11 protein-coding genes are annotated in these 11,527 nt (G+C 66.1%); 4 read left to right on the top strand and 7 right to left on the bottom strand.

What is annotated here, in order from left to right; all coding sequences use genetic code 11:
- Window positions 1-300: 300 nt before the first annotated feature.
- Together FY036_RS19780 and FY036_RS19775 are read right to left on the bottom strand one after the other, a co-directional pair.
- On the bottom strand, window positions 301-1,707 hold the full coding sequence (locus FY036_RS19780; RefSeq protein WP_148916486.1) for a GumC family protein: 1,407 nt from the start codon (window positions 1,705-1,707) through the stop codon (window positions 301-303).
- A gap of 52 nt (window positions 1,708-1,759) precedes the next feature.
- On the bottom strand, window positions 1,760-2,725 hold the full coding sequence (locus FY036_RS19775) for a glycosyltransferase family 2 protein (protein WP_161601175.1): 966 nt from the start codon (window positions 2,723-2,725) through the stop codon (window positions 1,760-1,762).
- 201 nt (window positions 2,726-2,926) lie between these two features.
- On the opposite strand from FY036_RS19775, the gene FY036_RS19770 reads away from it, so the two are divergent.
- The 4 genes from FY036_RS19770 (at window position 2,927) to FY036_RS19755 (ending at window position 6,970) form a co-directional block, all read left to right on the top strand.
- A complete protein-coding gene (locus FY036_RS19770) occupies window positions 2,927-4,348 on the top strand; it encodes an oligosaccharide flippase family protein (RefSeq protein WP_148916484.1) in 1,422 nt (473 codons plus the stop codon).
- A 28-nt stretch (window positions 4,349-4,376) separates the two neighbouring features.
- Entirely contained in the window at window positions 4,377-5,180 is an 804-nt protein-coding gene (locus FY036_RS19765; protein WP_148916483.1) for a polysaccharide deacetylase family protein, read from the top strand.
- 372 nt (window positions 5,181-5,552) lie between these two features.
- The gene (locus FY036_RS19760; RefSeq protein WP_235897726.1) at window positions 5,553-6,203 is read left to right on the top strand and encodes a helix-turn-helix transcriptional regulator; all 651 of its coding nucleotides are present in this window, start codon (window positions 5,553-5,555) and stop codon (window positions 6,201-6,203) included.
- Window positions 6,203-6,970, top strand: a complete 768-nt coding sequence (locus tag FY036_RS19755) for a helix-turn-helix transcriptional regulator (protein WP_148916481.1) — start codon at window positions 6,203-6,205, stop codon at window positions 6,968-6,970. Before FY036_RS19760 ends, FY036_RS19755 begins: the two co-directional genes overlap by 1 nt.
- Window positions 6,971-7,477: 507 nt before the next feature.
- Here FY036_RS19755 and FY036_RS19750 read toward each other — a convergent pair.
- The 5 genes from FY036_RS19750 to FY036_RS19730 are packed head-to-tail and all read right to left on the bottom strand — an operon-like array spanning window position 7,478 to window position 11,523.
- Window positions 7,478-7,918: a hypothetical protein gene (locus FY036_RS19750; protein ID WP_148916480.1), complete on the bottom strand. Its 441-nt coding sequence runs from the start codon at window positions 7,916-7,918 to the stop codon at window positions 7,478-7,480.
- Window positions 7,915-9,006 (bottom strand): flagellar biosynthesis protein FlhB, encoded by a 1,092-nt coding sequence (gene flhB / locus FY036_RS19745; protein WP_148916479.1) that lies wholly within the window; start codon window positions 9,004-9,006, stop codon window positions 7,915-7,917. The genes FY036_RS19750 and flhB overlap by 4 nt, the downstream gene beginning before the upstream one ends.
- A gap of 33 nt (window positions 9,007-9,039) precedes the next feature.
- Window positions 9,040-10,050 carry a FliG C-terminal domain-containing protein gene (locus FY036_RS19740; RefSeq protein ID WP_148916478.1) on the bottom strand — a complete coding sequence of 337 codons (1,011 nt, stop codon included), beginning with the start codon at window positions 10,048-10,050 and terminating at the stop codon, window positions 9,040-9,042.
- 41 nt (window positions 10,051-10,091) lie between these two features.
- On the bottom strand, window positions 10,092-10,550 hold the full coding sequence (gene fliN / locus FY036_RS19735) for a flagellar motor switch protein FliN (protein WP_148916477.1): 459 nt from the start codon (window positions 10,548-10,550) through the stop codon (window positions 10,092-10,094).
- Between the two features lie 43 nt (window positions 10,551-10,593).
- A complete protein-coding gene (locus FY036_RS19730) occupies window positions 10,594-11,523 on the bottom strand; it encodes a FliM/FliN family flagellar motor switch protein (protein WP_148916476.1) in 930 nt (309 codons plus the stop codon).
- Window positions 11,524-11,527: the final 4 nt, after the last annotated feature.

Genomic DNA, 11,527 nt, shown 5'->3' with positions numbered 1-11,527 from the left:
CGAAGCTTGTGCGAAAATGAAATCGGGCCGCCCCGCGAGGCGAGCCGAGAAAAGCGGCGAGGAACGGACGTTGGTTGGAGCGTCTTGGTCTACCCGACAGGCCGCGCGGTCGAACGCCCCCTTCACCACGCTTCGCGTGGTCCTTAAGGGCGAGCCGCTTGTCTCGCCCGTCCTTCGGACCCCCCGTAAACGGGGGATGAACCTGCGTTGCGGCCATCCGCGCCCTTGGTTCCTCCCTTGCGAAGCGGGGGAGGTGGCGCGAAGCGCCGGAGGGGCGTTTCAGCGAAAACCTGAAACGATCTAGTCCATCGCGGCGCGGGTGAGGGCCAGAACCGCGCCTAGGCCGGCGCCGGCGGCAAGCGCCAGAACGAGCACCGCCGAAAGCGAGAGGCCGCGCGGCTTCACCGGGGCGAGGGCGGGCGAGATGATGCGTGCGCTGGTGGTGTTGAGGCCCTGCTGCTCGTCGATCTCGCGGGCGCGCACGAGATAGGATTCGTAGACCATGCGGCTGGCCTGCGCCTCGCGCTGCAATTCGCGAAGCTGGACGAGGGCCTGCTTGGTATCCAGCGTCGTGTTTTCGGAGGTCTGCAGCATGGCGGTGAGCTGGGCGAGGTTCTGGCGGGCGCGGTCGAGCTCCTGTCCGGCGGAGACGGCGATGCGGCCAAGCTCGTCGTCGATCTGGGCGCGCAGGGCGGCGACCTGCTCGCGGGCGCGGATGAGCGAGGGGTGGCGGTCCATCAGCTCACGGCTGAGCGAGCGTTCTTCGCGCACGGTGGCGACATAGGCTTCGCGCAGGCGGGAAATGGTGCTCGACAGAAGCGCCTCGGGCAGCGAGTCGATGCTCGCGCCGCTGCCGGTGATGCTGCGGATCTGGCGGTAACGCTCCTCGGCGCGCGAGGCCTCGACCTCGGCGCGGGTGAGCTCGGCGCGAAGCTGGCTGACCTGCTGCTCGTTGATGAGCGCGCCGTCGGCGTCGACGATGCGGTTTTCTGCGCGGTAGCTCTCGACCGCTTCCTCGGCCCTGGCGAGGTTGGCGCGCAGTTCGTCGAGGCGGCCGAAGAGGGCGGCGGACGCCGAGCGGGCGGTGTCGCCGCGCTGCTCGATCTCGGAATTGACGTAGATGTCGGCGATGGCCGAGGCCAGGCGCGCGGACTTGTGCGGGTCCTCGGTGCGCACGGAGATGTCGACCACGTAGCTGTCGGGCGCGCGCCAGACGGAGACGGAATCCCACAGGACGCGCAGGGCCTGGACCTCGGGCGCTTCGGTGGGGCCGGAGGCGGAGAGGCCTAGCATGTCGCGGATGGCCGAGCCGAGGCCCCCGCGGCCGACGAATTCGGGGTCGCTGGCGAGGCCTTCTTGAAGCACCACGCGACGCAGCACGCTGTCTGAGATCATGACGCGCATCTGGCTCTCGACGATGGCCGTGTTGGCGTCGGCTGTCTGAGAGGGGGGCGTGACCTCGTTGTCGACGACGCGCAGGCCGCGCGGGTCGATGAGGATGCGGGTGGACGAAACGTAGGTGGAGGGAAGCAGGGCGGCGACCAATACCGCCGCCGTGGCCAGCAGGATCATAGTGACGATGATGAGCCGCAGGCCTTCGCGCAAGGTCGTCGTCAGCCTGCGCAGGTCGAGAAAGGCGGGCCCGTTTGCGTCCCGAGGATTGCCGCCGCGATAGGAGGTCATGTCCTGATAGTTAGCCATTGTCATTGCCGCATCCTCATTCTACCGGTCCGCTTCCGGCTTTTGAAAACAAATCCGCTTACAGGCCCACGAACGCGCCGGCGAACTGGGCAACGGCGCGGGGGCTGTGGGCGGGGTCGCGCCTGATGGAGCGCAGGATCATCCGCAAACCCTCTCGGTAGGTGCCGAGCCTGATGGCGACCGAGGCGAGGTAGCTCATCATCGCGGCCTCGGTGCTGCGCCGGTAGCGGGCGCGGCGGTCCGCATCCAGCCGCCGGGCGATCGCGGGATCGCCGTAGACGATCTCGATGGCCGGCTCGATCGCCTCGAAGGGCAGGAGCCTGGTGTGCATCATGGAAGTGTGGTGCACGCGATAGCTCATCACATAGAGATCGGGCACGAACAGGAATTCGCTGCGGGCGGCGACGCGGCACCAGAAGTGCCAGTCCTCGAGGTTCTTGAGGCTTTCCTCGAAGCCGCCGCAGGCGTCGTAGACGGAGCGGCTGACGATCTGGGTGCCGACGACCATGCAGTTCTTGCGCACGAGGCTCTCCAGCACGTCGCCCGTGGGCTTGCGGCGAAAGCGCATGAAGAACTTGCGGCGGCCGAAGGGCGTGCCGTCGGCGTGGATGCGGTCGTAGTCGCCATAGACGAGGCCGGCCTGCGGGGCGCTTTCAGCCGCTTCCAGCAGGCGGGCGAGCGCGCCGGGCTGGACGAGGTCGTCGGCGTCGAGGAAGTAGAGCCACGCACCGGACGATGCGCGCACGCCGCAATTGCGCGCGGCGGGCAGGCCGAGGCCGGTGGTGCGAACGATGCGGATGCGCGGGTCGCCGGCGGCCAGCGCCACGGCGGCGCTGTCATCCGTGGAGCCGTCATCGACGACGACGATCTCGCCGACGACGTCGCCCTGGGCGAGGATGCTGTCGATGGTGGCGCCGATGAAGGCTTCGCCGTTGCGCACCGGGACGATGACGCTGACCGGGCCGGGCGCGGACGGCTGCGAGGCGCTGTCCCATTTCAGCTTCGACGGTGAAAGGCTGTCCACGTTCTGCACTCCATCCTGTTTCGAAACGGCACGGATGCCGGTTTGCCGCATGCACTGTCCGAATGGTTGCAAGGGACGGGCCAGTACGCGGAAACGGCTTACCAGGCGGCAAGGCAGGCGAATGGCGGAACCGGCACGCGCCTTGCTTTGACAGAGGCGAACGGATTTTTCGGGACGCACGCAGGTGAACAAGGCGGGTTGATGCACCACCAGAACGGTCTGCTGGTATTTCTGGGATCGAGGGTCGCCTCGGCAAGCCTGAACCTGCTTGCCGTGGCGGTCTTCACGCGTCTCGGGGATGTGGAGACCTACGGCACCTACCTGCTGGTGCTGGCATGGTCGTTCATCCTGCACGGCACCGTGACGTTCTGGATCGACGAGGCGTTCTTCGCCCGCTACCAGGAGCAGGGGCGCAGGCAGTACATGTCGAGCGCGCTGGCGATGAAGGCGGTGGCGCTGGTGCTGGTCGCCACGCCGATGGCGCTGCTGGTGTGGCAGGGCGCGCTGTCCGCGTCGTTCGCGCTGTCGCTGTTCCTGATGACGGCGGGGCTGGCGGCGCACGAGTTCGCGGTGACGGTGCCGCGCACGCGCATGAACCCGAAGATGTCGGCGACGGCGACGCTGCTGCGCGCGGCACTGACGGTGACGCTGGGCAGCGCCGTGCTGATCGCGTTTGCCGGCAGCGCGGTTGCCCTGCCAATCGCCGTGGCCTCCGCCTATCTGGTTTCGGCGGTGCCGATGTTCATCGTCTACCGGGCCGACCTGCTGCGCGGGTTCAGCCGCGACGTCGTGCGTGAGTTGCTGCGCTATGGCTGGCCGCTGATGCTGGCAGGCGGCACATGGGCGCTGGCGCAGAACATCGACCGGCTCGCGCTCGGCCATTTCCACGGCTCGGCCAGCATCGGCCCGTACGGCGCGATGGCCGATTTTCTCAAGCAGGGCTTCTTCGTTTTCGGTGAGGTGGTTGCGCTGTCGCTCATCACGGTTGCCAAGCGTGCGGCCTCCGAAGGCAGGCACGGCGACGCGCAACGAGCGCTCAGCGAAGCTATGCGGTCGATCGCCGTCATCACCGTGTTCGGCTCGGTGCTGGTGCTGGCGTTGAAGGACACGATCGTCGCGATCTTCTTCGGCCCGCAGTTTCACGCCGCAGCCATTGAGCTTCTGCCGCTGCTGCTGGTGGCGAGCTCGATCCTCGTGTTCAGGACGTACTATTTCGGCCAGATCGTCTATTTCCTGCCGTCGGGCATGCTGCAGTTCTACGCATCGGCGCTGCAACTGCTAGTGACGGTGGGGCTCGTCTTCCTGCTGGTGCCGGAGCATCGCGAGCACGGCGCGGCGATCGCGCTGATCGCCGGGCAGTGCGCGAGCTGCGCGGTCGTGGCGCTGTGGCGGTCTGCGTCGTACCGGCTGCCGCTGCCGATGGGCGACATGCTGAGGATCGCGACGGTGGGGCTCGGCGTCTGGGTCATCCACATGGTCTTTGCCCGCACCATCGACAACGAGATCGCGCGCATCGCGGCCGACATGACGCTGGTGGCGACGAGCGCGGGGGTGGTGCTGTGGTACTACGACCTGTTCGCGGTGCGGTTCGTGGCCCGCAAGGTGTTCGCCTTTGCGCGCTGACAGTCTGGAGTTCGGAGGAGAGAGTTCGATGCAAGCCAGACCCGTAACGCTCGCCGAAGGCGTCAGCCACGACATCGCCAGCAGGGCGGACCGTGCCGCAGCTCTGTGGCTGAGGCAGAGGAACGTGCCGCTGGCGCTGGAACGGCCGGTCGTCAGCTTCACCTTCGACGACGTGCCCGACAGCGCCGTGACGAACGGGGCGCGCATCCTGGCCGAGCACGGGTGCGGCGGCACATTCTATCTGGCGGGCGGACTGGCCGATGCCTCGTTCGGGCCGTGGCGCTTCTTTTCGCCGTCGGACGTGTCGCTGCTGCTGGATCAGGGACACGAAGTCGGCTGCCACACCTTCTCTCACCCAGTCGTCCAGACGCTCGACAGAGCGAGGCTTACGGACGAGCTGGACCGCAACAGACAATGGCTGACAGCGGCCGATCCCCGCGTGAAGCTGGAAAGCATGGCTTTTCCATACGGCTCGGTCGGCTTTTTCCAGAAAGCCTGGACGGCGGACCGGTTCACCAGCTGCCGGGGCGTACGGCACGGGCTGAACGTGGGCCGGGTGGATCGCGCGCAGCTTCGCGCGGTGCAGCTCTACGATTGCCGGCTCGACGCCGAGGGGCTTGCGGAGATCATCGCCGAGACAGTGCGCAGCAAGGCGTGGCTGGTCTTCTACACGCACGATGTGCAGGACGGCCCGAGCGAGCATGGCTGCTCGCCGGCGCTGATGGAAAGGGCTGTCGAAGCGGCGCTGGCGGCGGGGTGCGAGGTGCTGCCTGTGCGCGATGCGATGGCGCTGGCAGGTGAGTCAAAATTGCCACAATCGCGCGCCGCGTGATCTTTTTGCGTCCGGCGCCTCCGCCGAATCTTGACGCGAATCAATCGGATACGTATCACTTTAAATGTAGGCGGATCTGAGGCGGTCAGGGTTTGTTGCAGGAGGCACATCTTTCGTGATGTGTCGTTATATCTGCGGCGTCTTTCCAGATTCAGAGTGTTGTTCCGCTGTTCTGCGGCGAGCTGGTGCTCGTTGCCGGAAGTGTTCTGTCCGTAATTTGCGTATCGCTGGACAGCCTCGTGCTTGCGCGGGGCGGTGGGCGGATTCGTGTGCTCGAGTTTTTCGGCCGCCATGCGGCCCAACCGCAATATCGGACCACGAACGATGACGCTTCTCGCTTCAGTTTCTCTCGCCCAGGAGGCTCCCGGACCGGTGACGTCCCGGGCCGGGCTTGCGCGCTTCATGCGCCGCATCTGCGCGGAGATGGGGGCCGAGCGATACATGCTGGTCGAGCCCTCGGTAGAGCGCGGCCCGAAATCGGTGCGCATTCTCACGTCCAACTGGGTCTTCGACGCATTGGAAGATCTGGGCTCGGAAGGCATCGCCAAGATCATCGAAAGCGACTACGCGACGGGGGCGGGTACGGTCCACCGCGCAATGACGCCGGCTGCGACGTGCTTCCTGACGGCCGAGGAAAAGCGCGCGCTGCGCGAGCACGACCATGCCGAACTCTACTGCCTGAAGCTGTGTGTGGACGGCGCGGCAATCTTCGCGCTGCTGTCGGCCTCCGCGCCCCAGCGCATCGACCGCACGGGGCTGCTGCGTGCCCACATGGCGATGCGCTATGCGCTGAGCCAGTTGTTTGCCGCATGCGGCGACCGCTCGTCGCGCGACCCGCTTTCCGAACGCGAGCGCGAGTGCCTGCTGTGGGTGTCTGAAGGCAAGACCACCGACGAGGTGGCGCTGATCCTCGGCGTGTCGTCCAACACCGTCAACAGCTACGTGGCGCACGCCATCCAGAAGTTCGGCGCAAACAACCGCGCCATGGCGATCGCCACCGCGATCAGAAGCGGGATCATCTGATGCAGCCTGTTTTCGTGCCACCGGCAGGGCAGTTGCCCGACGGGGCAGGCCCCGGCTTATCGGACGGGACGGAGGCGCAGTGCCAGGAAAGGGCGGTGTCGCTCGGCGACGCCGCGCGCCTGTGCCGCAGCCTTGCGGACGCGCTGGGCGCGGACCATTTCAGCCTGCTTTTCGTGGCGCCGCAGGGCGAAAGCCGCCGGCTGGCGCCGGTCTTCGACAGCGAGTTTCCCGGCCTGTCGCTGCTTTCGCGGTCGCTTTCCTCGAAAGCGGCCGAGGGCTTCGCCCGCGCCATGTTCGGCGCGGCAGCGCCCGCGTGGTGGCGCGACGCGGAACAGCCGCCCTTTCTGGGCGCGGCGGCGCGATGCTGGGCAAGCGAGATCGCCAACCCCGGCACGGTCGACAGAGCAGGTATCGCCTTTCCGGTTTCGATAGAGCGGGGGCGCAGCGGCGTCGTCGTGTTTGCAGGCGACGCGATGGCGGTGGACGAAGGCGAACTGTGCGACGCCCATGCGCGCTGCTTTGCGATCTTCGCCGACGTGGCGCGCCAGCGGGTGCAGGATTGCGCCAAGACGCCGCCCGTCTCGAAGCGCGAAGTGGAATGCCTGCGGCTGACCGCCAACGGCCTGACGAGCGAAGACATCGCTGCCACGCTCGGCCTTTCGGTCCACACCGCCAACCAGTATCTCACGAACTCGACGCAGAAGCTCAACGCCGTCAACCGCATCCACGCGGTGGCGAAGGCGTTGCGGAGCGGGCTTATCGACTGAAGCCGTGCCGCGTCGGGTGCCGGCGGTTTTGACTTGGATCGCTGCAGATTTTCGCCAGAACGGCCCTACGGCGCTTCGCGCCTTTAGAGCCTTTCAGACCTACACGGAAAATCCGTTTCAGCCAAACGCCCCCTTCACCACTTCGTGGTCCTTAAGGGCGAGCCACTTGTCTCGCCCGTCCTTCGGACCCCCCGTAAACGGGGGAAGAACCTGTGTTGCGGACGGCCGCTACCTAGTAGATTCCTACCCCCACTTTGCAGGGAAGAATCCGCGCTGCGGACGGCCGCTACCGTTGGTTCCTCCCCTGCGAAGCGGGGGGTCCGAAGGACGGGTGAGACAAGTGGCTCACCCCAAAGGACCGCCGAAGGTGGTGGAGGGGGCGTTCTGGCGTAAACCTGAAACGATCCGTGAGCGGCCTTGCAGGCAAACGTTCCCTTATCAGGCAAGGTGACGGCGAGCGGCTTGCAGCTGACGGCCGATGAAATGTGCCGCTTGTTGCCGGAGGCGCTATTTGTGCGCCACCGCCGGCTCGGTCTTGCGGATGCGGGCTTCTTCCAGGGCGCGTTCGAGGAAGGCGTTGTTTTCCAGCGGATCGGGCGAGGCGTCCTCGAAGGCCACATAGTTGACTTCGACGGAGGCGTGCTTCGCGGTCATGGTCAGCGCGAAATAGACGGTGACGCCCACGGGGCGCAGTTCAAGGTCGAGGACGATGCGCGGGGGATTTTCCCAGCTCGAATGGGCTTCGCCGCCATGGCCGAGCTTCAACGTGCCGGGCACGAAAAACAGCTCGGCGGCCGAATCGACCAGATCGGCCACGCTGGCGAAGCGCTCCAGCCGGATATAGGCGATGTAGTCTCCGACATCGACGAGGCGCAGCTCGCTGACCACCTCCTTGATGGCTTCGGCGACGATGATCTCGCGTGTCGATGAATGCGGCTGGCGGTTCATGACGGCACCCTGCCGGCAGCCGGAGCTGCCTTGTTTGTGTATAGGACCCGAACGAGTTCGGCGACCGCCTGATAGAACTGAGGCGGAATCACACTATCCACCGAAACTTGATTGTACATGGAGCGGGCGAGCGCGACATCCTCGAAAACCGGCACCTCGTTCGCCTCGGCGATCTCCCTGATCTTCAAGGCCACCAGGTCCTGCCCCTTGGCGATGACGACGGGGGCCGGCGTCTCGTCGCGAACGTAGCGCAGCGCGATGGCGTAGTGGGTCGGGTTGGCGATGACCAGCGTGGCCTTGGGCACGTCGGCCATCATGCGGCGGCGGGCACGGTCGCGCTGCAGCGAGCGCAGCCGCGCCTTCATAATCGGGTCGCCTTCGGCCTGCTTGATCTCGTCCTTGACCTCCTGCTTGGTCATGCGCAGATCCTGCCGCCAGTGGTAGCGGGTCCACAGCAGGTCGATCAGCGCGATCAGGACCATGATGACCGTAATCGACACCACGATTTCGATGGCGATGTCGCGGATGACCGCGCCGAAGGCCTCGGGCTGCGTAATCATGCCGGACAGAAGCCGCGTCTGCGCATCGCGCATCGCGAAGGCCAGGATGACGCCGGCGAACACCAGCTTGCCGATCGACTTGACGAACTCGGCCAGGCCCTTGCCGCCGAAGAGCCGTTTCCAGCCTTCCTTGGGCGACACGCGCGAGAATTTCGGCTGGACCCGGTCGAGCACCATGCGGGGCACGTTCTGGAAGACGGAGGCGGCGATGCCCGCGCCGATCAGCAGCGCCATCAGCGCGGCCAGCAGCTTGGCGAGTTCGAGGAAGACCTGGCGGTAGAGGAGCACGGCGTCGTGGCTGGTCGCCAGCGACCATGAATCGGGGCGCTCCAGAAACATGGAGAGGAAGCTGCCGAGTTCGACCGCGCCGGACTGGGCGATGAAGATCATGAAGACGAGGATGGCCAGGAACGAACCGACGACGGGGACTTCCTTGGCGAAAGGAAGCTGGCCCTTCTCGATGGCATCACGGATCTTCTTTTCCGTGGCCTCTTCTGTCTTGCTTTCCTTGTCCGCTTGTTCGGCCATGGGGCGACCCGTTCAGCGCAGAGCTTGCGGCGGTCAGGCGGCGCTCTGCATGGAAGGCAGTTCGAGGGCCCCGGTGGCGGCAAGGCCGATGGCGGTGGCGGCGATGCGCTTGCGCGCCTTGGCGATCTCGGCGGCAGTGGCCGCGTCGGATTCGATGGTGAGTTCGGACTCGATCATGCGGCGCGAGCGCGCGCCGATGGAGGACAGGACCGCCTCGGCAAGATCGCGCGAGGCGCCGCGAAGCGCCAGCGTGACCAGCTCGGTGGACAGGCCATCGAACAGGGTGACGCGCGCCTTCTGGTCGAGCATCACGATGTCCTCGAAGGTGAACAGGCGCGCCTTGACGGCCTCGATGCCCTCGACGCCGCTTTCCTCGAGCTCGGAAACCAGCTCGTCGAGGATGGGCTTGTCGAGCTCGTTGAGCAGGCTGGCGACGCGGGTCTGGCCGGCGGACGCATCCTTGCCGCCGGTGTCGGAAGCCAGGCGCGCCCTGAGCTGGTTATCGACGAGCTGCTTGGCGGCAGGCTGCACGGTGGTCATCGACAGCATGCGGCGAAGCACCTCGCGGCGCATCGGCTTCTCGAAGGTGAGAAGGGCGTTGGCGGCGGGCTGGGATTCCAGGCTGGAGAACACCATCGCGATGGTCTGCGGATGCTCACCCGCCAACAGGGCGCCCAGGCGGGCGGCGGGAAGCTCGCCCAGCTCCGGCCAGATGGGGGGCGCTTCGTCGCTCATCAGCGACGGCTTGCCCCAGCCCATCAGGGCGCTGATCTCTTCGGGCGACAGCGACTCGTTGAGGATGGTGTCCATCTGGTCGCCGGAATCGAGAAGGCCGGCACCCTCGGTGAACTCTTCCTCGAATTCGGCGACGATGTTCTCGAGTTCGCTCTGCGGGATGGTGCGCAGCATGCGCGCGGCGTCGATGAGCGATTTCAGCTCTTCATGCTTGAAAAAACGCAGAAGCCGGCCCGCCGACGGCTTGCCCATAGCCACCATGATGGCGGCGGCCTTCTGAGCCTTTGTCAGCTTGCCTTCCAGGCTCATTCCGACACTGTCCCCGATTCGCACCAAAACAGTATACTGGCTTATCCGGGCTTGGCAGTATCAATGATCTGCGTGAGCTTGATCCCGAAGCGCGACGGGTCGTTCTCCAGCACGGTGATCTCGCCGCAGGCGATCTTGCGGCCGTTGACGACGACGTCGACGGGCTCGCCGATGCGGCGGTTGAGCGCCACGGTCGAGCCCTTTTGCAGCGCCATCAGCTCCGAAACGGGCATTTCGGCGCTTCCCAGCACGATCTGCACGTCGACCGGGATGTTCATGATGATGCCGGAATTCTGGAAACGCTCCTTGGCCGCAGGTGCGGCAAAGCCGGCCGGCTCGTCGCCGAAGGCAGGAGTATCCACAGCTTCTTCGTCGTGAAGAACGCCGCGAAGCTCCTCGATCGCCTTGTTGAGCTCCGCTTCCTGCTGGTCTTCACCGAACCCGCCGGGGGCGTCGCCGAGCGCGCCGAGGTTGTCGAAGTCGGGGATGGATGGGTTCATGGTCGTCTCCTTGAGGGCATGTCGCTTTCAGCCGGTGCACGGCTCAGCGCGTCACAAGCCCGTCTATGAATTCCTTGCCCGCGTCGTAGGGCTCGATGATCTGGACGGTGAAGTTCTGGCCGATCTTGCCGAACTCGCAGGTGAACAGCGTCTTGCGGCGTGCCGAGAGGCGCGTGTTGGTCGGTGCGGTCTCGGGCATCTCGATGACCTGGCCCACGAACAGCTCGGACAGTTCGCCAAGCGTCATGCGCGACAGCGGGATCGTCGCCTCGAGCCTGACGGCCGAACGCATGACCTCTTCGCTGAAGCGCGCGGTCCAGGCCGCGCCCTGCTCCGGCTCGGGCATTTCGGCCTGACCTTCGCCACGATGCAGAAGCAGAACGCGCTGCGGCATCATGACGATGAAGCGGCCCTCGCCAGACGGTGCGATGAGCGTGAAGGCGATGCGGACCGCCGGCCCGTCGCGGATGACGAGCTTCTTGAGGTCCTTGCCGGAGATCGCAGCCGACATCGGAAACTTGATCGAGAGCGCGCGCACGCCAGAACCGTTGAGCGCCTTTGCGGTCGCCTCGAACACGACGGAGGCCAGCTCCAGCTCGATGGAGGTGAGCGCGCGCTCGATGGGCGTGGCCGGCATGTCGGGGTCGCCGCCGAACAGCGCGCTGACCAGAAGCGCGATGGCGCCGGCATCGGCGATCAGCATCAGCGCGTCGGGCGAGGTTGCGGAGGAGGCGACGACGAGGGCGTCGTTGTCCACATCGGGCCTGCGCGCTTCCGACATGCGCGCCAGCGAAACCGAGTCGACCTCGATCTCGATCGGGTAGGAGACCTGCTCGTTGAGGCTCTGGCGGATGGCAGGGAGGGCACGAAGCCCAAGCGCGCGGGCCGCCTTGATGATGTGGTCCGGCTCGCCCGTGTCGCCGATCAGCCGCTCGACGATCGGGTTTCTGGTTGTTGCTGCAGCCTCTGTCACGCTA

Origin of the sequence: Neoaquamicrobium microcysteis (assembly GCF_008180155.1) — a bacterium.
Taxonomy (GTDB): domain Bacteria; phylum Pseudomonadota; class Alphaproteobacteria; order Rhizobiales; family Rhizobiaceae; genus Aerobium; species Aerobium microcysteis.
Note: the sequence above shows the minus strand (reverse complement) of the source record. Positions and strands in the feature narration are given on the sequence as shown.